Raw genomic sequence first — 22,445 nt, forward strand, 5'->3', positions numbered from 1 at the left:
GTCAAAGAGGCATATTTGATTTTTATGTAGAGGAGAATTAGCATAGATGAAGATAGATATGCATGCATTACTAGAAGAGTCAAAAAAAGCACGCGAGAAGGCATATGTTCCCTATTCAAAATTTAAAGTGGGAGCTGCGCTTTTGACTAAAAATGGCGATATCATCCACGGCTGTAATATTGAAAATGCTGGCTATAGTATGACGAATTGTGCGGAGCGTACGGCGTTTTTTAAAGCCATTTCAGAAGGTGTTTATGATTTTGAGGCAATTGCGATTGTAGCGGATACGGAAGGCCCCTGTGCGCCTTGTGGAGCTTGTCGCCAAGTGATGGTGGAGTTTTGCCCACCAACAATGCCTGTCTATTTAACAAATTTAAAAGGTGATGTCACGGTAACGTCAGTTGGCGAATTAGTACCGTTTGCATTTACAACGGAGGATTTAGAGAATGCTGGAAAATAATATTGGCTATAAGTCAGGCTTTATCTCAATTATTGGAAGACCAAATGTCGGGAAATCTACATTTTTAAACAGAGTCATTGGTCAAAAGATTGCCATTATGAGCGATAAGCCACAAACAACACGAAATAAAGTACAAGGTGTACTAACAACAGATGATAGCCAAATGATTTTTATTGATACACCAGGAATCCATAAGCCAAAGCATAAGCTAGGCGATTTCATGTTAAAAGTATCTAAAAATACATTGCGTGAAGTGGACGTTATCATGTTTATGGTAAATGCGGAGCAAAAGCTAGGAAAAGGTGACGAATTTATTTTAGAAATGCTCGAAGGTAATCCAACGCCTGTGTTTCTAGTAATAAATAAAATCGACCAAGTTCACCCAGATGAATTAATGGGTATTATCGACAGTTATAAGGAACGTTATGACTTTGCGGAAATTGTGCCGATTTCAGCACTTCAAGGTAATAATGTTGAAAACTTACTAGCAACACTTACTAAATATTTACCTGAAGGCCCACAATATTATCCTGCCGATCAAGTAACAGACCACCCCGAGCGCTTTATCATTTCCGAGTTGATTCGTGAAAAAGTGTTACATTTAACACGTGAGGAAATTCCGCATTCCATTGCAGTAGTCATTGATAAAATTCGTCGTGATGAAGAAAACGAAGGGAAAATTCGTGTAGCCGCGACAATTATTGTAGAGCGTGATTCTCAAAAAGGCATTGTGATTGGGAAGCGTGGAGCACTACTGAAAGAAGTAGGAATTCGAGCTCGTAAAGATATCGAAATGTTATTGGGTTCTAAAGTGTATTTAGAGCTATGGGTAAAAGTGCAAAAAGATTGGCGTAATAAATCGACACATCTTCGTGATTTTGGATTCCGCGATGATGAATATTAATTTTCTTCGCAGGGCTTAATTGTTTCAACTGAAGTCTACCATATCGAGTTATTGCAGTGGACAAATATTAGTTGAAGTAATCCTTGATTCAGAAGAAGGAAAAGTGGAGCTGTCCAAATATGTTTGGAGAGCTCTATTTTCATGGAAAACTAGAAAAAAAGGAGGGGGATGGATGCTTTATAAATGGGAAGGTATTGTGCTAAAGGTGCGTGCATACGGGGAATCCAATAAGATTGTGACGCTACTAACGCGAGAGGCTGGTAAAGTAGCAACGATGGCGCGAGGGGCCAAAAAGCCTTCAAGCAGATTATCAGCTGTGACACAGCCCTTTACATATGGCATGTTTATGGTGCAGCATCATACAGGTATGGGCACTTTGCAACAGGGAGAGCATCTCAATTCAATGCGTCATATACGTGAGGATATTATAGCGACAGCCTATGCGAGCTATATTATGGAACTAGTGGAACGTGTAGTGGAAGAGGGAAAAGCAGAACCTTTTGCATTTGAAGTACTCTTGCAAGCATTACAAGCAATTGAAGATGGCTATGATCCAGAAGCTATTACCCTTTTTGTAGAGTGGAAAATGCTCCCTTATACGGGTGTGCAACCGATACTCCATGCTTGTGCTTCTTGTGGTGCAGTGGATGGAGAATTTGCCTTTTCTTTTGCACAAGGAGGTTTCCTATGCCACCGCTGTTATCAGCATGATCCATATATTATTCGCCTAACACCAACACAGTTAAAGTTAATCCGAATGTTTTATACCGTGTCAATTGATCAAATTGGTAAACTGGAATTGAAAAAAGAAACAAAATATTTCATAAAAAAAATTATTACAACGATTTATGAAGAACAAACTGGGATCCGCTTTAAAACAAAGAAATTTATTGAGCAATTAGAAAGAACACCTGAATTACAGTTAAGACCATCTACAGATAAAACAGAAATGCCAGAGGACAATTAATGTACCCTCTGGCATTTTTACATGATGAATTAGTAGTCTTCCATATCATCGTATAAATCGTAATAAGTTGCCCATTTACCTGCAATTTTCATAAATTCAACATTTAAATATGCAGTTTCTCCATTTTTTCCAGTTACATGTATCATGGCATTGCCCTCTGCTAACGGTGTTACAATCAATTTGTTTCCATTAAGTACTGCTTTGACTGGTACTTTGTAAGTTGGATCAGAACCATCATCTAAATCTTCTAATGCAACTTGCACTGGTTCAAATGGTAAATAATCGCTTGTAAATGTTAGTTCGTCCGTTAATTCGTAAAGGTCAATACTGCGTACAAAATCATACGTATATACATCAGCCGCCATTATTTGTTGTTGGGTACCATTTGTGAAAGTTAATAAGTATTGTCCATCTTTAAAAATCGATAGTGTTGTATCATTATCTTTCGTTTCTAGTGCATAGGAATCTGAAGATAAAGCTTGTCCATCCGCTGTTTGTATACTTACTGCTGTAGGTGTGAACGTTAAATCCGTTTCATTTAAGTTAAGCGGTAGATGTTCTAAATAGTCTTCTTCCTTTACTTCTTCAAGCGTTGTTTGTAGCTTACCGTCTACAGTTTTTACATGAACTAAGAAAAAGAAATCTGTGAACTCTTCTGTCTCTTCGCTAAAACCAGAAATGACTAATTTACCAGTACCTTCTTTTAAAGGCTTAATCGTAATGGTATTTGTCATCATCTCTTCGTCATCCCATGTGAAAATATCCTCTGCGGGTTCAATTCCACCATAAGAAGCGAAAATATAATCTTGGTTAAAACGACTTGCAGAAATCGTAGCATTATGTTGAGTGTTTTCTGCTCTTACTACAAAAGAAGCCAGTTGAGAACGTTTTACATAGCTTTGAGGGCCAAAGGTAGTCGGTGTCGTGCCTTTTGTAATGTTATTAGAAAATAATGTTTGAATATATGGCTCATATTCACTGCCAGCTTCTACATCTGTAAAGGGAATATCGATATCATCAGTAATTGTTAAATCAAAGCCCTTGACAATCATTTTCGACAATTGACCACGTGTAATTTGTTTCGTTGGGTTGAAATAACCATTAGAGCCTCGGATGATCCCTGCTTCTGCTAGTGCAGCGATGGCACCATAGTTTTCATTGTCAGGAGTAATGTCCTTAAAGTTAGGATTTTTTACATGAACAGTATCAAGATGTAAAATGCCTGCTAAAATTTTGGCAGCCTGTGTACGGGTAATAAAATTTGCGGGCTTGAACGTGCCATCTGGGTAGCCGGATATAATTCCACGCTCTGCTAAGTTTATGATTGCTTTCCCTTCCTCTGTTGAGGGATTTATATCGGGGAATGATGAAGCAGCATATGCTGGGGGTGCTATGACAATGGCGCTCGTTGCGATAGTTGTTGCCATAACCAGTTGATAAAAACGATGTGTATTCAATTTGTTTCCTCCAATGTCCATTTTTATAGCTTGCTTTTTTCTAGTAAAAATCCTTCCTATGTACAGTTTCAAACTTCCGGACGATTGATTGCGAATGGTTGGTATTACTATGTATTGTTAAAAATACGTACTTTAACACAAAAGATTAACTATAATAATATATTTATAACAAATTATTGGAGGTGAGAATAGAGGGAATATTATCCACTATAAAATGGGAATTATGAGATATAAATAGCAATGAGCTTATGCTACTAGGAAAAAAAGATTAGTAGATAACATTTAGCGAGAAATTTTTTGTTTTTTAAGCCATTCTTAATATTAATAGAAAAATGGATAATTTTTATAAATATACATTTATCTATATTTTTAAATAGGTCAAATGAAATATTGAATTACCTTGATATAGATCAATGCAAATAAAATAAATGAGAATAAATAACTAATTTTTAAATAGTTTATAATATATGCATAGTATTAACTGATCATTTAAGCCCCATATACTAGTTGAAAAGGCATTTTAACCTATGATATTGTAAAGATACAAAGAAATGTCATATTAATTATTCTTGTATAATTATACGAATTAAAGTTTAGGGATGTAATTTCAAACTATTTTAAAACCATGCCTCTATCAGCAAAACGTACTATTGTACGTTATTAGATTAATGCAGTCCTATGGAAAAGGGAGGGAGGTCACATAATGCTCTAACCATGCGTGTGTGGCTGATAAAATGCTAAAAAAAGTGATATTATGTATTGATGAAGTAGAAGCCGGTGATATTTTAGCAGAAGATATTTTTTCCGAGTATCGCCTATTAGCTAAAAAAGATTTAGTGCTAACTGAAAGAATTATTGCATTACTTAAACTTAGAAGAGTAGAAGAATTGTCAGTTTACCTATCATCAGATTCAGTAAGAATTGTTCATGATTTAAGTATACAACGTACAATGGAGTATGAAGATATTTTTGCACCACTGTTGGAGAAAAATGAAGAGATAGATGAATATCAAGTAGCGGTCAGTAATCTATTTATGTCAACGTTAGAAAATGTTGTACATGAATTACGTTATGGTCAAATATTAAAAAGTACGCAGGATACGGCATATGTCAGAGGTATATTTGAACGGATTTTAACAGAAAAGAGTCGCTACGATTTGCTTATGCGTTTAAAGGAGTGGGATGAATACTCATTTGTCCATTCATTTGATGTTTTTGTTCTTGGAACAATTTTTGCAAGACAATTAGGCTTAACGGACATTGAGATACTTGCACGGGGTTATTTATTTCACGATATCGGCAAAGTTTTTATTCCACAAGAAATCTTAAGTGTAAAAAGAAAGTTGTCCGAAGATGAATTTGATATAGTCAAAACACATACGACGAAAGGCTATGAGCTTCTTATAGAAAATGGTGAAGCAGATATTGCCTATTTGGCACGCGATCACCACGAACGCTTTGCTGGAAAAGGGTACCCTAACCAACTGTGTGCAGATGATATGAGTGAAGGTGTTCAGTTATTACAAATTATTGATGTCTATTCTGCAATGACCTCAAAGCGTGTATATCATTCTGGATATGGTGCGACGGATGCTTTAGCAGTTCTATATCGTGATCGGCATTTATATAATGAAAAGTTTATGAACAAATTTGTAGAATGTCTTGGCATCTATCCTGTAAACTCAGTTGTGTTACTATCAGATAATCGTAGTGCTCAAGTAGAGCTTGTCTATGATATGTTCCCAACATTGCCGAAAGTAAAGTTACTAGATGAACAAACGTCCATGAACTTACCGCTGAATTATAGTGTCAAGATTGTTAAAATGATTGATTATCGTGCCAATAGTTTTGAGGAGATTTTTAATTTATTTATCGAGCAGTTGATACGTAATGATGAAAATTCTTTAAGGGTACATTTCAATAAATTGATTGACCATTTACATCCGAAAGAAATTGTTTTAAAAATTTTTCTCCCAGCTTTTCGTATTCTTCGACTACTAACGAGAGAAATACAAACCGATATGAAGAAATATAAAAATTCCATACTCATATTAAATAAATTGTTGGAAGAACAATTAAATGTTTTGTACATGGATTATCAGCATGAGCAAACAACTATTTTAGTTGTTGAAACGGCTGTTCGAGAAAATTTTTTCATCAAACTTGTTCAGAGTATTTTGTATATTGACGAAATTGTACCATTCTTTATTAATCCGGGAGATGACCAGCGCATTACGCAACTAATGGAGCATTGTGGAGTCAATGTTGCCTATTTTATTGAGGAAGAATTGACGATAGACAGACGAGTGCGTCCTATGCGTGAAGGGACATTTCTCTATTACTCTCTAAGTGATATTGAGGAACTTTTAGTAAACTTAGTAGGGATGAGTATGAAAAAGTTTCTATTTGAAGAAAAAATGCAAGAGCGATTATTTATATCGTTAAAAGCATAAAGCAAGATATTTATGACGACCAAATTAACTGTTAATTTGGTTTTTTTGTAAGCTTGCAAGAGGGATTAGATAAGGCTGTTGCAATTTTAAAGGGGGAGTTCGATTGGCAATTGATAGTATCATCGAATTGAATGAACAAAATATTGTTCAAAGTGGATGCTTTTGTCTACGCAGTAATCCGCATGCTACAGGATATATAAATAAAAGTAACTGGCTTTATGAAAGATTTCATGAAGGATTAAAGTATATAAAAATAATGGACAATAATAAGCAGGCAGGTTTTATTGAGTATACACCGATTGAGTATTCTTCAAGGGTTGTTTTTGGTGAAAACTATGTTGTGATTCATTGTTTGTGGGTAAGTATTACTGGAAAGGGCTATGCTTCGAAATTGATTGATAGTTGTATAGAAGATGCAAAGAAACAACAGAAATCAGGTGTCATTGTCATTACAAACGCAAATAGTTCGTGGGTTCCGAGTAAGCAAATTTTTTTGAAACATAACTTTAAAGAATTAGAGCAGGCACCAAATGGATTTGAATTGCTCGTTTATAAGTTCAAAAATGCACCAAATCCATATTTTCCGAACGATTGGGATAAGCGGCTAGCATCTTATCAGGAGCTAACAATATTCCGAACCCCTCAATGTCCCTTTGTAGATATTGCAACGGATAATGTTGTAGAGGCTGCAAAAAAACTAGGTATTCATGCTGAAATCATTGATGTGCAAAATAGAGAAGAATTAGTCAGACTTTCTCCTACGCCTTATGGTGTCTATGGAGTCATTTATAAAGGGAAATTACTAGCCTTTCATCGACTTACTGTGCATTCGGCGATAAAGCGTTTAAAAGCCTTTCATCCAATTGATGGTAAATAGAGGGCTAGTTTTAAAAGCGAAAGTGGGCAGTGACTCTTGTAAACAACTAGACATACACTAGTGTTACAGCTTACGTGTATGCCCACAAAAAGCATCGCCGAAGCAAAAACGTGTTAGATTGACTGTAATCAATCTAACACGTTTTCTTTGCTTAAAACCTAACTAATCGTTTGAATTAAAATTGAAGATGCTTTTCGATATATGCTTTCACATCAGCGATTGGCATACGTACTTGTTCCATTGAATCACGATGACGAACAGTTACTTGACCATCTTCTTTTGAATCGAAATCGAATGTAATACAGAATGGCGTACCGATTTCGTCTTGACGGCGGTAGCGTTTACCGATTGATTGAGACTCATCAAAATCAACAGGGAATGATTTGCGTAACGCTGACCATACATCTGCAGCTTCATCAGATAATTTTTTAGAAAGTGGAAGAACAGCTGCTTTAAATGGTGCTAAAGCAGGGTGGAAACGTAATACGGTACGTTTGTCATCACCTTCAAGCTCCTCTTCATCATAGGCGTCACATAAAAATGCTAATGTCACACGGTCAGCACCTAAAGATGGTTCGATACAATATGGTACATAGCGCTCGTTTGTTACAGGATCAATATAAGTGAAATCTTCGCCTGAATGTTCCATATGTTGTTTTAAGTCGTAGTCTGTACGATCAGCTACACCCCAAAGCTCGCCCCAGCCGAATGGGAATTTAAATTCGATATCAGTTGTTGCATTTGAGTAATGCGATAATTCATCTTCCTCGTGGTCACGTAGACGCATAGAATCTTCTTTCATGCCTAAGTTCAGTAACCAGTTTTTACAGAATTCTTTCCAATAGGCATGCCACTCAAGATCTTCACCAGGCTTGCAGAAAAATTCAAGCTCCATTTGTTCAAATTCACGAGTACGGAATGTGAAGTTCCCTGGCGTAATTTCGTTACGGAAAGACTTCCCGATTTGTGCAATACCAAATGGTGTACGTTTACGCATGGAGCGTTGTACGTTTTTAAAGTTAACAAAAATTCCTTGTGCTGTTTCTGGACGAAGGTAAATTTCGTTTGTTGAAGATTCTGTTACACCTTGGAATGTTTTAAACATTAAGTTGAACTGACGAATATCAGTGAAATCTGCTTTGCCGCAATCAGGGCAGACAACATCGTATTTCACCATTGTTTCTTTCATTTGATCGAATGTCATACCATCAACGATAATTTCATCACCTTTTGCTAGCGCAGCATCTTCAATGATTTTATCTGCACGGTGACGCGCTTTACAAGCTTTACAGTCTACCATTGGGTCGTTGAAGTTGCCAACGTGACCAGATGCAACCCATGCTTTTGGATTCATCAGGATAGCCGCATCGATTCCAACATTATGTTCAGATTCTTGGACAAATTTTTGCCACCAAGCTTTTTTGACATTGTTTTTTAATTCCACACCCAGTGGACCATAATCCCAAGTATTTGCTAAACCTCCGTAGATTTCAGAACCCGGGAAGACAAAGCCACGATGCTTTGCTAAAGATACAATTGTTTCCATTGATTTGTTAGCCATAATAATAGCCTCCTTCGTAATTTTTCCTTGCATTTGAGTGAAACGTAACTGTCTGATAGGACGAATAGATAGACAACAATCATGATAGATTACCCTCATATTTGTTGAAAATAACAATTCGCCATATCCAAAATAAAAATAGCACCCGTCTCCGGGCACGAAAATGCCCAGGGACGAGTGCTAATACCCGCGGTTCCACCCTGATTGTTTTAAACGCTTTGTTTAAAACCTCTTTTCAAAAAGTTAGCTCAAGGAGTGCCTTTCTCTGTTGCTATGTAGACTTTCACCATCTTCTACTCGCTAAATAAATGAACAGATACTTTTTTCCTATCATCGCCTGTATAACGCAAGATTGCTCGAAAATACATGGAGAGCAAGCGTCTGTGTCAATATTGTAGCATGTAGTTCTTTTCTTCGCAATAACCATTAAAATAGTATATATTACGTGTGGTGTTTAATAAACCTTTATATATCAAGCTTTACATCTATTTTCACCAATGACTTGCCACAAATATGTTTAATCTAGATGTCTCAGAGGACAATAGTAGCAAGATGAAGCTTCTTACTAAATTAAAAGATCAGGGGGGCTATAAGGAGGAGAAGCGGTTTAGATTAAAAAATATCTAGTCGCTTCTTTTTTATAACTGATATTGTTATTTGTGGAAAAAGTGTAAAATCAGCTTTGGATTATAAATGTTAAAGTAGTGCTGCCATGATAACCGTATTAAACTCGGAATTGGGATGCCAAATCTCTTAACTCTTCTGCCAAGTTTGCAAGAGCATTAGCAGATGAAGAAATTTCTTCCATAGAGGCCGTTTGTTCTTCGGTTGTTGCAGACATACTCTCTGCACCAACTGTAGCAGATTTAGTTAAGGAGTGGATTGCATTCATACTACCGACAATTTCCTGAGTTCCCGCTGCCATTTGCTCGACTGCTGCTGACACTTCTTCTACCTGCGTCGTAACACTTTGAATTGCATTTTGAATAGAAGTGAAAGTTGAACGTGTATTTTCTGTTGTTTTAATACCTGCTGTAACTTCCGCTGTTACCAATTTCATTGATTCAACTGCTCTAAGAGTATCTTTTTGGGTCTCAGAAATCAACACTTCAATTTGGTTTGAAGAAACAGCAGACTGCTCTGCTAATTTCCTAACCTCATCTGCAACAACAGCAAAGCCTTTCCCATGCTCGCCAGCACGTGCAGCTTCAATTGCAGCGTTCAGGGCAAGAAGATTCGTTTGTTCAGCAATTGCTGTAATGGAATCAATAATTTGACCAATTTTATTAGAACGTTTTCCTAACAAGTCCACAATTTCAGATAACCCTTTTACTCGATCTGTGATGTCCATCATTTGAAGATTCATTTGATTTGCGGCATTTATACCATTTATCACCAGGGATAATGAATCCCCAGAAAGTTCGCTTACAGCTTGAGCATTTCCAGCTACTTGTTGAACACCTATTGACAGTTCATTGATGGTATTGAAAGTGGTAGAAACATTATTAAGTTGCTCCATTGATCCTTGAGCAATGGTTTCCATTGTGTTTGCAACCAATTCTGTTGCTTTTGTAGTTTCTGCTGCATTAACATTCAATTCTTCAGATGCTGCAGCGACATGATTAGCAGTTTCGGTAACTTTTGTTACTGTATTATTAATGTTATTAATCATTGAATTAAATGATCGAGTTAATTGACCTATTTCATCTTTTGATGAATAGGTACCTTGCACAGTTAAATCACCCTCGCCAGCCTTTAACATATTAGCCTGCAACTCTTTAACAGGATTTACAATTAAACGTACAATCCATGTTGCCAATGTAATAAAGAAAATAATGGCAAAAATAGATAGAATGACCGAAATAAGCATAGTAGTGGATTGATTTTGCTTATTTATCTTATTCAGTTGATTGGCATGTTCAGAGCAGAGAGTCATAAGATTGCGTGCATCACTCGCCATATTTTCACGAAAATCTACTAAAGTTGTGGTGTATATAGAGTAGCTTTCATCGTTTTGATTCTGACTAGCCAAATCAATAACATCGGTCATAGCGCTCATATAACCATCAGTATTAGTTTTAAGAGATTCTAAAAGTTTTCGTTTTTCTTCGTTTCCAGTGTAAGAGGCTTCGAATTTCGCGATTGAGTCTTTAATACTTTCAACTCTCTGTGAGATGTTTGTCATTAGATCGACATTACGATTTGCATCCGTAGTAATCATGAGCTCTAAAATGAAAGAATCCATCGCACGAATGTCAGATCGAATTTGACCGATATATTGAATGGGCAAAAGTGACTCTTCGTACATCTCGTTAGATTTATTTGCCATATCTTTTATGTAGAAAATAGCGCTACTTGAAATAATTAGCAAAAAAATAACAGCAGATGTAATAAGTGTTAGCATTTTTTTTCTAATTGATAAGTTTTTCAAAAATATTCCCCCATTGGCCCAACTATCTTCAAAAGTTGTTGTAAAAAAAGGTATTTATTTATAACTTTGAATATATTGAGTAATTTTAGATTTAGTAAGAACATATTACATTTAAATTTATTATAAGAGAAGAGAGATTTACGAAAAATTTTTTACTAAATTAAAAGGCTACAGCATATAGCAATTAAGCTTACTTGCAGAAAAAAACTTTAATTGAAAATAATAGAAAAATATAGAGTCTTCAAAGAATATTTTGGAGTACCACAAAACGTGGTACCCCACTCCGTGCAAATTAATAAAGTGTGTTTGGTATAATTAATTACTCAATTAAATGTTCCGATTATGGACCAAGAAAAATCCACATGAATTTATATCAAATCTACACATTTATACATCTTTTTTATAGAAACTTTCAGAGGACAAGTTTTTTAGTTAATATAATATTGTTTTACACCTAATTAAAGGTTCATAAACTAAATCCACAGTAAAAAGCACCCACTCCATAAGAGTAGGTGCTTTTTTGTGTGGCAATTCCTCAATGATCTCTAATAAGACACTAATATTGCAATTTAATACTTTACACAATGCTCCAAGTGTATCAGGTTGATATTGTTTAGATACATCATTGTACATTTTACGGACTGTTTCAAAGTTCACCTACAAGTCTAACAGTTAATGTTTAATGAATACCCTAATGGTGTAGCAATGCAATTTTGAAAAAAATTTTGAAACTTTTCATTCTATCTTATTTGATTTTAACAATAAACAATTAGATCCTGCATGGTTGAGCTGAAAGTGTTTTCTTATTTATTCTTTATTCAAGTTTACAAGAGAGATTATATCATCTGCCTCGCACTCTAAGTAATCACGTAATTTATCTACCACACTCATACTATTTTTTGCCTTTAAAAATATTTAATGTTAAATTACCTATCAAAATAGTCGCTATCAAAGACCAAACATATAATTGTAATTTACCTGGTAAAAATTTCAATAGCCAAATTGATGTAATTAAAGTAGTAATGAAAAGATAGTTTACTCTTTGCTTATATTCAAATTTTTTTAGGTTACTTACTACAATCAAATATCCAATTGGTGGGGTTATTATACAGAAAAACAAAATAGTTTCATTTTTTAAATACCAAGATAGAGCTTCATCATTATCCTTTAAGTTTTTCGTTCTTTTAACCTTTTCTTCACAAAAAATAGACTCAACTGTTTTTGCAATTGACCAAAAAGAAATTGGTGTTATTAAAATCATTAACCAAATTTTATCACTGGGTAGTAAATAGTAAATACTTACAATGAATAGTGTGAAAATTGTTAATGTTATCGCAAACCTCATTCACTCACCCTTTTTACATACTAAAATAAATTTTCTTCACCTTTACTCTACTCTATACCTTGCATCAATTTAACACTTTATACAATGGTTATTATCCTGACACTATTAAATTATAAATTAGATTAAAGAATGGAAAAACCTTACAACTCAAGATTGTAAGGTCTATTATAATATAATTAAATTACTATAAAAGTAACGCAACCAAAGCTCTTGCTACTAAATCTGCTATCCAAGCAGGGCACCCTATATTTTGAAGTTGATTAGATATACCTTCTTCAATTGTACCGCTAAACCCTATAACTACGTCTAGTACCTGCATTACCATCTGATAGCCTAAATATTTTTTCAATGTTTTTTTAGCAGAATCCGATATAGGGAGTTTATTAACGTATTCACGAACTGTCCGATCCCATGCGATGCTTCCAATTCGTTGGATATTCTTAATCATTTGTTTTGCAGCTACTTTAGCAGCTTCAGTTTTAAGGCCATAAGGTGAAACTTGCTCTGTTGAAGGATTAGCAAAGCTTTGAGGTGTATCAACAAGGATGTCATTTTGTGGTAATCCTTCTTGAATTCCAAAAACTATATCTTCCGCTGTTATATCATGTTTTTGTAGTTCATATTGTAGTTCTAATAATTCTAATGTCTCTTGACTTCCTAATTCTTCAATTTTCTCATCATTTTCAGCAGCAGCTTTCACATTAAGATTTGCTGGTGCAACTGCTCCAAATAATAAAGCGCTTGCTAACAAACTACTAACTATTGTCTTGCTTTTTTTCATCAGTTTTTCACCTCATTTTTAATATATTACTAATATTATTTCTTTAAGGCGTTATACGCCACCTTTTTGGTAAAATAAGAATTTTAATGAATTAAATAGAAAAATATTGAAGGCAATCCTATAATTTAACAGATTTTGCAAAGTACCTTGAAGGCGGGGCAACCTCAACAATGATAATTGTAATCTCATAATAAGCTAAACTATTTTCCGAGTGATTGAATTAACGAAAAGGGATTTTCACAATAGATAAATGCTTAAACTAGAGGGCGGAGCTTGGTGTGGTTTTGAGAGCAAAGTAGGTATGGTACATCATGTACTAGAGACACAAAGGCAATAGTTCAACATGAACCAGCAACATTTTGTTTTGAAAAGTGAGTATCGAGCAGTTTCCTCCTTTACTGCTAGGGCAACGGTACTTACTTTTGAAAGCGAAATACATAATAGGTCAGGTTCATCGTGAACCAGACATGATTCTGGAGGTGGTGTTTATGAGATATGGATTATATGTTTCCTGCCATATTAGGCGAATCAGACAGAAGAAAAACTTGGAAAGGTGGGCAGAATTTCAAAATATCAATAATTTTGATGATGGTGGAAATGCTACTACTCTTCTTATATAAAAAAGTGAGTGCTACATTATCTCCGCTTTTCACTCACACATTCCTGTACATACGCTCACCATTTATTAGCCACACTCTGCCACAGATTCATGCTTTTTAATGCCTTATCTTGCATTTTGGATATACTGCTTCAATCATCTAAACCCTTGTTATAACAACATTTCTATAGAATTAGTGTAATACTTTGCATACGTATCACCCTATAGTATATAATAATTGAGCATAAGTATAACACTATTAGATTTGAGGCGGTGAGTCCAATCGAACTCAATAAACGTCAGGAAGACATTTTACAAATTGTGAAAGAGAACGGCCCGATAACAGGGGAACATATTGCAGAACGTCTCAATCTGACAAGAGCGACTTTAAGACCAGATTTAGCCATTTTGACAATGGCTGGCTTTTTAGATGCTAGACCGAGAGTTGGTTATTTCTATTCTGGTAAAAAAACATCCGTAACATTAACGGATAGCATTAACAATTTAAAAGTTAAAGATTTTCACTCTGGACCTGTTGTTGTACCTGAAACAATGACGGTGTATGATGCCATTTGCTTCATGTTTTCAGAGGATGTCGGGACCCTTTTCGTTGTCGATAAAAACGAATTTTTGACAGGTGTTCTGTCTCGTAAAGATTTACTGCGTACAAGTATTGGCACGCAGGATTTAAATAAAATTCCTGTACATATTATTATGACACGAATGCCAAATATCTCGTACTGTGAAAGATCCGATTCGTTAGTTGTTGCAGCTAATAAGCTAATAGAACGAGAAGTGGATTCATTACCGGTAATCGAGCCACAAGAGGGTGGATTGACGATTGTAGGTCGTCTAACTAAAACGACTATTACACGTGCTTTCCTGTCGCTTGCGCAAAATGTCTAAAAATTGAAGGGGAACAGCATGAAAAGACTACGAGTTTTTGTTGTATCTGATTCAGTCGGCGAAACTGGGGATCAAGTAGCCAAAGCCGTAATTAGCCAGTTCCGACCAGGCTTGGAAAATACGATTATTCGGCGCTTTCCACATATTCAAACAGAGGAGCTTGTTCGAAAAATTGTGTGCCTCGCTGCAAAACAGAAGGCATTTGTTGTCTATACACTTGTTCGACAAGACATGCGTACATTACTACATGATTTATGTGAGAAAGAAAAAGTACATGCTGTAGATATTTTAGGACCAGCGTTGAAATCGATGGCAACCTTTATGGAAGAAATGCCATTAGAGACACCGGGCATTGTGCATCAACTCGATGACGACTATTTTAAAAAAATTGAGGCGATAGAATTTGCGGTGAAATATGATGATGGCAGAGATCCACGAGGCTTATTGCAAGCTGATATTGTACTTGTGGGTGTTTCACGTACATCAAAAACGCCTCTTTCACAGTATTTAGCACATAAACGTTATAAGGTGGCAAATGTACCATTAGTCCCGGAGGTCGCGCCACCAGAAGAATTATTTAAAATGGATCCGAAGAAATGCTTTGGTTTAGTTATCTCTCCTGATAAATTAAATTCGATACGAAAAGAAAGATTAATGACGTTAGGGTTAAATGATGATGCCATTTATGCTCAGCATGTACGTATTTTAGAGGAGATTCAACATTTTGAACAAGTTGTTGAGAAAATAGGTTGTAAAGTGATTGATGTAACAAATAAAGCTGTAGAGGAAACAGCGAATATTATTATTGAACAGCTAGCAAGTTGTAAATAAGAAACCAAATTGTGTAAACCACCTCGGGGTAGTAGAGGCGGTTTTTTTGAGTGGGTTTTGAAATTGGTATAGATAAATACTAATTTTTGTTTTATAATAATAAAATTGTGGTAAAAATATTTAAAAAGAGAAAAATCCTATTTTTTTGTCGAGAAATAAAGGATTTTTAAAACGGATATCGAATTGTGTTCTAGAACGTAAATTAAAGATGGTGATGAATTTGGCAGGGAAAATACCAGAAGAAGTGATTGAGCAGATTCGTACACAATCGGATATTGTCGATGTTATTAGCGAATATATGCAGCTAACAAAGCGCGGGCGCAATTGGTTTGGTCTCTGTCCTTTTCATGGAGAACAAACGCCATCTTTTTCTGTGTCAACAGACAAACAGATTTTTCATTGTTTTGGTTGCGGTGCAGGCGGTAATGCCATTACTTTCGTCATGGATATCGAAGGGATTTCTTTCCCAGATGCAGTCGTCAAACTAGGTGAACGTGTGGGTGTACATTTAGATGTTGGTCCAACTTTGCCTCAAGCGACGACAAAGATTTCAAAAGCGGAAGAAAGGATGAAAGAAGCACATGCTTTTGCGGCAGATTTTTTTCATCATTTATTGCTGAACACAGAAGATGGGGAAGAGCCTTTAAATTATTTGCTAGAAAGAGGATTTACAAGGGAACTTATCGAATCTAATAGCATTGGATGGTCTCTCCCAAGCTTTGATGCATTAACGATATTGCTTGAAAGAAAAGGTTATAACTTACAAGAAATCGCAGATAGTGGTCTAGTAATCAAACGTGAAGGAGAAGAACGCTATTTTGATCGTTTTCGGGGACGTATTATGTTTCCAATTCGTGATGAGAACGGTAAAATTATTGCCTTCTCAGGGCGAATTCTGTCATCGACAGGTGAAGAGGCAAAATATTTAAATAGTCCAGAATCACCAATTTTTCAAAAGAGTGAAGTGCTATATAACCTAGACAAAGCACGAACCTCTATTAGAAAAAATCGTCAAGTAGTGTTGATGGAAGGTTTTATGGATGTTTTAGCTGCAACTTCAGTTGGTGTAACAAATGCCGTAGCAACAATGGGTACTTCGCTTACGAATCAGCATATCACAAAGCTAAAACGCTTAGTAGAGCAAGTTACGATTTGCTATGACGGTGATAATGCTGGATTTGATGCGGCGAAACGAGCGGCACAGTTACTACAAACGGAGCGCATGAAAGTGAATATTGCGGTGATACCAGATAAACTAGATCCTGATGAGTATATTCAAAGTCTAGGTGGACAGGCTTTTAAGGAACAGATTTTGGAAAACCCACATACGTATATTGCTTTTATGATGATGCATGCTAGACGAAATAAGAATTTTCAGTTTGAAAATGATACGCTTCAATATATTCAAGAAGTACTCGAACAATTAGTGGGTAGCTCCTCGCCGATTGAACGAGATTTGTATATCCGACAGCTATCGAATGAAACAACGATTTCGGAAGAAGCGATTTATGCCCAATTCCGAAAACTAGAGGCAAATCAGGTACGCACTGCGAAAGTGGAAATGCCAACGCATACACCTTCGATGCCAGTCACGCAGCGACAAAAGCCTATGGACGCAGCAGAACGTGCCGAACGTTTATTACTGGCTCATATGCTTCATAATATAGATGTAGTGGACAGGGTATTACGTAGTGAGCAAAAAGAGCCTTTTGTACGAGATGCATATATGGCAGTTTTTGTTCGATTGGTAGGATTTTATGAGGAATATGGTCATCCAGATTATCAGCGCTTTGTCGAGATATTAGATGACGCTGAATTACGCAAAATTGTGATGGAAGCTGCTTTAGTGGAAAGGGATCCAGACCAAGCAGAGTCAGAGGTTACAGATTCTATTCGACAGCTTCAAAAATATAGAATTGAGCAGGAAATTCATCAAAAGATGCATGAGTCAAAGGAAGCGGAGAAGATGCACGAGTATGCGCGTGCACTTGAAATCGCCCAACAGATTATTCATTTAAGAAAATCGTTATCGGCGATTTAACCCGATTCGGTTGTTTAGAAGGAGGAAGGTTTATGGCGGACAAGTCTGAACGTTCAAAAGAGGTAGAAGTAGAAATTACATTAGATGAAGCAAAAAAATTACTACAAGAAAAGGCGAAAACAGAAGGTGAAATTTCAATGAAAGAAATTTCAGAGAAATTACTGCCTTATGAGTTGGAAAATGAAGAAGTTTTTCATTTCGCTGAAGATCTTGAAAAACATAAAGACATTCAAATTATCGGTAAAGAAGAATTTGAAGAAGAAAGCTTAATGAAAGAAGAAGCTAACGAAGAAACGTTCGATTTAAATGATTTAAGCGTACCACCAGGGGTAAAAATTAATGATCCTGTTCGTATGTATTTGAAAGAGATTGGTCGTGTAGATTTACTTTCTGCCGAGCAAGAAATTGCACTGGCAGAACGTATTGAGCAAGGGGATGAAGAAGCGCGTAAACGTTTAGCTGAAGCGAATTTACGTCTTGTTGTATCAATCGCCAAACGCTATGTGGGCCGCGGAATGTTATTCCTTGATTTAATTCAAGAGGGGAATATGGGACTTATTAAGGCAGTTGAAAAATTCGACTATCGTAAAGGTTTTAAGTTCTCAACTTACGCAACATGGTGGATTCGTCAAGCGATTACACGTGCGATTGCAGACCAAGCACGTACAATACGTATTCCTGTGCACATGGTAGAAACAATTAACAAATTAATTCGTGTGCAACGTCAATTATTACAGGACTTAGGTCGTGAACCGTCTCCAGAAGAAATTGGCGAGGAAATGGATTTAACACCTGAAAAAGTACGTGAAATTTTAAAAATCGCGCAAGAACCAGTATCTCTTGAAACGCCAATCGGTGAAGAAGACGATTCACACTTAGGGGACTTCATTGAAGACTCAGAGGCTCAATCTCCTTCTGATCATGCAGCCTATGAATTGTTAAAAGAACAGCTAGAAGATGTATTAGATACATTAACAGACCGTGAAGAAAACGTACTACGTTTACGTTTTGGCTTAGATGATGGACGTACACGCACGTTAGAAGAAGTAGGGAAAGTATTTGGTGTAACACGTGAACGTATTCGTCAAATTGAGGCAAAAGCACTTCGTAAATTGCGCCACCCTTCTCGCAGTAAACGTTTAAAAGATTTCTTAGAGTAAAACAGAACTTCAAACTTATAAAGAACAAACCCCGCCACTTAAATTTTGTAGCGGGGTTTGTTCTTTATAAGTTATTTTTAAAGTGGCTTTCCTTCTTTGGGGCATTTAGCAGTTTGAACACTATTAAACCATGTAAATTTAAGATAATGATATAAGAGATGTAAAAATACATAATTTGAACGGATGATAAGTTCCGTTTTTTGCGACTTTTTACAGATGTTCTTTCTTTAATTGTGAGATAAAATTGTAGTACAACCATTATTAAGCAATGTTTGGAGAAAATACGATGACAAATCCACGGAAAAAAATTATTTTAAATGAGATATTGTTTTGGAAGCAAAATAAGCTATTACCAGAGCACTACTGTGACTTTCTAGCCACTCTTTATGCAGAGGGAAATGATGTGGAAGAGCTAGAGGAAGCAACTCATAAACAGGCAGTATTGCCTTTAGAAAAACGAAAAATGATGTTCTTCATAGTGGGATTATGCTTGGGTATGCTACTGCTCTTGTATATTTATTTTACAGTCACTTCTTTATTGCTTTTATTAACAGGTATTGTAGCCATTGCTACAATTACATTATTCATAATGGCTTTTCGAGTTGCGACCAAAAATAACTTATTAGCACCTGTCTTTCATATTATTGCTGCTATCTTGTTATTTAGCTTATCTATTCGCATGTATACTACATATTTTAGTGGAAATAATACAGTGCTGTTTGTCATTATCGCTGCAAATTGTGGGGTATGGCTAGTATCAGGTATCAAAATGAAGTTGCTTTATTTCACAGTATCTGGTGGTCTTGGGTTATTAGCACTTATTGGTTATTATTTGTATAATTTTATGTAAAAAATACACCGCTATGAAGAACTTTTCATTCATAGCAGTGTATTTTATTTTTGTAATATAGTAGTATGACTTTTTTAAAAAAAGTATAAATAGAAGAAAAAATAGAAAAAACATCGAATAATAATATATCAAAATAATAGTATAACCTATTTGTGAAATTGTTAGGATAAATCAACAGCATAATAGGACATAAAGGTTTTATACGACAGCTATTTAATTTTTCATTGGACGTATATGATTGCCTATACGGTGGCAAAATATTTGCGAGAAGTGAAAGATTTGAGTTATTAGAAGGTACATTATCAGTCCATATTTTGGGTTTAACAAGACATAATTTATCCAATTGATACAGAAATGTCGAAATTGTTACAAACAAAGGAAAACTTAGCGAATGGGGCTTTTCGTTTCTTGTTTAATGCAGTACAATATTAGATGTTGACTGATTCTATATTATAATAGAAGTAGACTTATTATGAGGAGGGGAAACATATGAAAAACAATCCAGTCGTTCCTTACATCTTGATTCTGGCATTTGGTATAGGTCTTATTTTCTTCATGTCTTTACAAGGCGCAGATAACAAGAAAGAAATTGCTGCTGAACAAGAGGGCGGTGGCGAAACTACAGAAGCTAATGATGATGGTTCTGCATTAGTACAAACTTGTATCGGCTGTCACGGTGGTGACTTAACTGGTGGTGTTGGTCCAAGCCTACACGGTTTAGATGAAGCTCGTATCGTAGACGTGTTAACAAACGGTATTGAAGGCACACCTATGACACCAGGAATGAAAAACGAAGCGGAAGCAAAAGCAATCGCTGAGTACATTTCTACTCTAAAATAGTTTTAAAAAATGGCTGTACTAAAAAGTGTCTTAACGCTTTTAGTACAGCTTCTATTATGATGGAGTTGCTCAAAAATCTGAGACAACTCCATTTGTTTTTTTGTTCAACATCATACATACTAGAGTGGACTCTATATTTATAAGGTAGGCGGTTTAAAATGAACGCACAAAAATTATCAAAACGTTTAGAAACAGTGGCAAAATTTGTTCCAACTGGTGCGGTTGTAGCAGATATTGGCAGTGATCATGCATATTTACCATGCTATTTAATTCATAAGGGGATTGCTGCGAGCGCAGTAGCTGGCGAGGTTGTAAAAGGACCGTATGAATCAGCGCTAGGACAAGTAAAAAAAGAAGGGTTAACGGAGAAAATTACTGTTAGACTGGCAGATGGCTTAGCTGCAGTGGAGGCAACTGATCATGTAGATACTGTAACAATAGCTGGCATGGGTGGACCTCTCATTGTGTCGATATTAGAGAAACATCCACAAAGCTTAAAAGGTGTTACACGTCTGATTTTGCAACCTAACATTCATGCAAAAGTTATTCGGGAATGGGCTTTAACCAATAATTGGGCCATTCTTGATGAAGATATTTTAGAAGAAGATGAAAAAATCTACGAAATTCTTGTCTTACAAAGAGGAGCGATGACGTTATCTTCATCGGAAATCTTATTTGGTCCTAAATTATTGTTACGTAAAGCACCAGCTTTTTTAAAAAAATGGCAACGAGAAAAAGAAAATTGGCAACGTGTTTTACAGTCCATTGAAGGGGCAGAGCCAACTCTTGAAATTGAGGAAAAACGTGCAGAATTAACAGCACTACTTGATTTAGTGGAAGGAGTTTTATAGCATGAAATCAGTAAATGGTCAGGAAATTATACAACTATTTGAATCATGGTCACCAAAGCATCTTGCGTGTATGGAGAATGATCCAATTGGACTTGCCATTGGAACGTTAAATAAACCTGTAAACAAAGTATTAGTGACATTAGATGTCAATGACGCCGTAGCAGACGAAGCGATTGCCCAAGGCTGTGAACTGATTATAGCGCATCATCCGCCTATTTTCCGTCGACTAGCGAATATTCGTACGGACAATCCCGCTGGACAATTATACGAAAAACTTATTAAACATGATATTGCGGTCTATGCCGCACATACAAATTTAGATGTAGCGGAAGGTGGCGTCAATGATTTATTAGCTGATGCATTGCTGCTCGAAAATCGCTCTATTTTAGAAGAAACGTATGCTGAGGATGTTTTAAAACTAAGCGTTTTTGTACCGACTGCCGATGCAGACGTGCTGCGTGAGGCATTAGCAAAAGCGGGAGCAGGTCGTTTAGGGTGTTATGAAGCGTGCAGTTATACATCGAGTGGAGAAGGGCGTTTCCGTGCACTTGAAGGGGCAAATCCGCATGTTGGTTCGATTGGAGAATTACATGTCGAGGAAGAAGTCAAAGTGGAAGTGGTTTTGCCCGCGTCCATTAAAAACCGCGTATTGAAGGCACTGTTAAATGCCCATCCATATGAGGAGCCTGCGTATGATATCATTCGCTTGGAGCAACAAACGAATCGTATGGGATTAGGTCGTGTTGGCTATTTACCAAAAGAAATGCTGTTACAAGATTTTGCAGAGTTTGTAAAGAAACAACTAGATGTACCAACTGTTCGTGTTGTCGGCGATTTGCAGTCAACAGTAAGAAAGATTGCCCTAGTCGGTGGAGATGGCAATAAGTATATTTATACGGCAAAGCGTGCAGGTGCCGATGTCTTTTTAACAGGCGATATGTATTTCCATACGGCACAGGATGCACAAGCAATTGGTTTGCAAATTGTAGACCCAGGTCATCATGTTGAAAAAGTAATGATAGCGGGTGTTGCGAAAAAAATGGCAACATTGTGTGAGACCAAAAAATATAGAGTAGAATTTGTCCAATCGACTATTCATACAGAACCATTTTTATTTGTTTAAGAGAGGGGA

19 protein-coding genes and 1 other annotated feature are annotated in these 22,445 nt (G+C 36.2%); of the genes, 13 read left to right on the forward strand and 6 right to left on the reverse strand.

What is annotated here, in order from left to right; all coding sequences use genetic code 11:
* The first annotated feature begins 46 nt into the window (after positions 1-46).
* The 3 genes from C9J37_RS01275 to recO all read left to right on the forward strand — a co-directional run bounded on the left by C9J37_RS01275 (position 47) and on the right by recO (position 2,331).
* Entirely contained in the window at positions 47-460 is a 414-nt protein-coding gene (locus tag C9J37_RS01275; protein WP_029747264.1) for a cytidine deaminase, read from the forward strand.
* Positions 447-1,364 carry a GTPase Era gene (gene era, locus C9J37_RS01280; protein ID WP_107893904.1) on the forward strand — a complete coding sequence of 306 codons (918 nt, stop codon included), beginning with the start codon at positions 447-449 and terminating at the stop codon, positions 1,362-1,364. Before C9J37_RS01275 ends, era begins: the two co-directional genes overlap by 14 nt.
* Positions 1,365-1,536: 172 nt before the next feature.
* On the forward strand, positions 1,537-2,331 hold the full coding sequence (gene recO / locus C9J37_RS01285; RefSeq protein WP_107893905.1) for a DNA repair protein RecO: 795 nt from the start codon (positions 1,537-1,539) through the stop codon (positions 2,329-2,331).
* A 29-nt stretch (positions 2,332-2,360) separates the two neighbouring features.
* Here recO and C9J37_RS01290 read toward each other — a convergent pair whose 3' ends face one another.
* Positions 2,361-3,788 carry an S-layer homology domain-containing protein gene (locus C9J37_RS01290; RefSeq protein WP_107893906.1) on the reverse strand — a complete coding sequence of 476 codons (1,428 nt, stop codon included), beginning with the start codon at positions 3,786-3,788 and terminating at the stop codon, positions 2,361-2,363.
* Between the two features lie 734 nt (positions 3,789-4,522).
* Here C9J37_RS01290 and C9J37_RS01295 point away from each other — a divergent pair.
* Together C9J37_RS01295 and C9J37_RS01300 are read left to right on the forward strand one after the other, a co-directional pair.
* A complete protein-coding gene (locus C9J37_RS01295; RefSeq protein WP_107894024.1) occupies positions 4,523-6,241 on the forward strand; it encodes an HD-GYP domain-containing protein in 1,719 nt (572 codons plus the stop codon).
* 109 nt (positions 6,242-6,350) lie between these two features.
* On the forward strand, positions 6,351-7,118 hold the full coding sequence (locus tag C9J37_RS01300) for a GNAT family N-acetyltransferase (RefSeq protein WP_107894025.1): 768 nt from the start codon (positions 6,351-6,353) through the stop codon (positions 7,116-7,118).
* Between the two features lie 175 nt (positions 7,119-7,293).
* Here C9J37_RS01300 and C9J37_RS01305 read toward each other — a convergent pair whose 3' ends face one another.
* The 5 genes from C9J37_RS01305 to C9J37_RS01325 all read right to left on the reverse strand — a co-directional run bounded on the left by C9J37_RS01305 (position 7,294) and on the right by C9J37_RS01325 (position 13,236).
* Positions 7,294-8,679, reverse strand: coding sequence for a glycine--tRNA ligase (locus C9J37_RS01305; protein WP_024363023.1), 1,386 nt, complete (start codon positions 8,677-8,679; stop codon positions 7,294-7,296).
* 166 nt (positions 8,680-8,845) lie between these two features.
* Positions 8,846-9,022 (reverse strand) — a binding site (T-box leader).
* A gap of 381 nt (positions 9,023-9,403) precedes the next feature.
* Complete coding sequence (locus C9J37_RS01310) at positions 9,404-11,110, reverse strand: methyl-accepting chemotaxis protein (protein WP_107893907.1); 1,707 nt, start codon at positions 11,108-11,110, stop codon at positions 9,404-9,406.
* 432 nt (positions 11,111-11,542) lie between these two features.
* Complete coding sequence (locus C9J37_RS29600) at positions 11,543-11,743, reverse strand: helix-turn-helix domain-containing protein (RefSeq protein ID WP_107893908.1); 201 nt, start codon at positions 11,741-11,743, stop codon at positions 11,543-11,545.
* 259 nt (positions 11,744-12,002) lie between these two features.
* Complete coding sequence (locus tag C9J37_RS01320; protein ID WP_107893909.1) at positions 12,003-12,455, reverse strand: hypothetical protein; 453 nt, start codon at positions 12,453-12,455, stop codon at positions 12,003-12,005.
* Between the two features lie 184 nt (positions 12,456-12,639).
* Positions 12,640-13,236, reverse strand: coding sequence for a hypothetical protein (locus tag C9J37_RS01325; RefSeq protein ID WP_107893910.1), 597 nt, complete (start codon positions 13,234-13,236; stop codon positions 12,640-12,642).
* Between the two features lie 871 nt (positions 13,237-14,107).
* On the opposite strand from C9J37_RS01325, the gene C9J37_RS01330 reads away from it, so the two are divergent.
* From C9J37_RS01330 to C9J37_RS01365, 8 genes are all read left to right on the forward strand, one after another.
* On the forward strand, positions 14,108-14,740 hold the full coding sequence (locus C9J37_RS01330) for a transcriptional regulator CcpN (protein WP_024363022.1): 633 nt from the start codon (positions 14,108-14,110) through the stop codon (positions 14,738-14,740).
* Positions 14,741-14,758: 18 nt separating this feature from the next.
* A complete protein-coding gene (locus C9J37_RS01335; protein WP_107893911.1) occupies positions 14,759-15,571 on the forward strand; it encodes a pyruvate, water dikinase regulatory protein in 813 nt (270 codons plus the stop codon).
* A 208-nt stretch (positions 15,572-15,779) separates the two neighbouring features.
* Positions 15,780-17,612 (forward strand): DNA primase, encoded by a 1,833-nt coding sequence (gene dnaG / locus C9J37_RS01340; protein ID WP_029747262.1) that lies wholly within the window; start codon positions 15,780-15,782, stop codon positions 17,610-17,612.
* 32 nt (positions 17,613-17,644) lie between these two features.
* Positions 17,645-18,772: an RNA polymerase sigma factor RpoD gene (gene rpoD, locus C9J37_RS01345; RefSeq protein WP_024363019.1), complete on the forward strand. Its 1,128-nt coding sequence runs from the start codon at positions 17,645-17,647 to the stop codon at positions 18,770-18,772.
* Positions 18,773-19,058: 286 nt separating this feature from the next.
* The gene (locus C9J37_RS01350) at positions 19,059-19,622 is read left to right on the forward strand and encodes a hypothetical protein (RefSeq protein WP_024363018.1); all 564 of its coding nucleotides are present in this window, start codon (positions 19,059-19,061) and stop codon (positions 19,620-19,622) included.
* A gap of 489 nt (positions 19,623-20,111) precedes the next feature.
* Complete coding sequence (cccA, locus tag C9J37_RS01355) at positions 20,112-20,462, forward strand: cytochrome c550 (RefSeq protein ID WP_107893912.1); 351 nt, start codon at positions 20,112-20,114, stop codon at positions 20,460-20,462.
* Positions 20,463-20,620: 158 nt separating this feature from the next.
* Positions 20,621-21,313, forward strand: a complete 693-nt coding sequence (locus C9J37_RS01360; protein ID WP_107893913.1) for a tRNA (adenine(22)-N(1))-methyltransferase — start codon at positions 20,621-20,623, stop codon at positions 21,311-21,313.
* A 1-nt stretch (position 21,314) separates the two neighbouring features.
* Positions 21,315-22,436: a Nif3-like dinuclear metal center hexameric protein gene (locus C9J37_RS01365; protein ID WP_107893914.1), complete on the forward strand. Its 1,122-nt coding sequence runs from the start codon at positions 21,315-21,317 to the stop codon at positions 22,434-22,436.
* The last annotated feature ends 9 nt before the right edge of the window (positions 22,437-22,445 follow it).

This window comes from Lysinibacillus mangiferihumi (genome assembly GCF_003049665.1).
GTDB lineage: Bacteria > Bacillota > Bacilli > Bacillales_A > Planococcaceae > Lysinibacillus > Lysinibacillus mangiferihumi.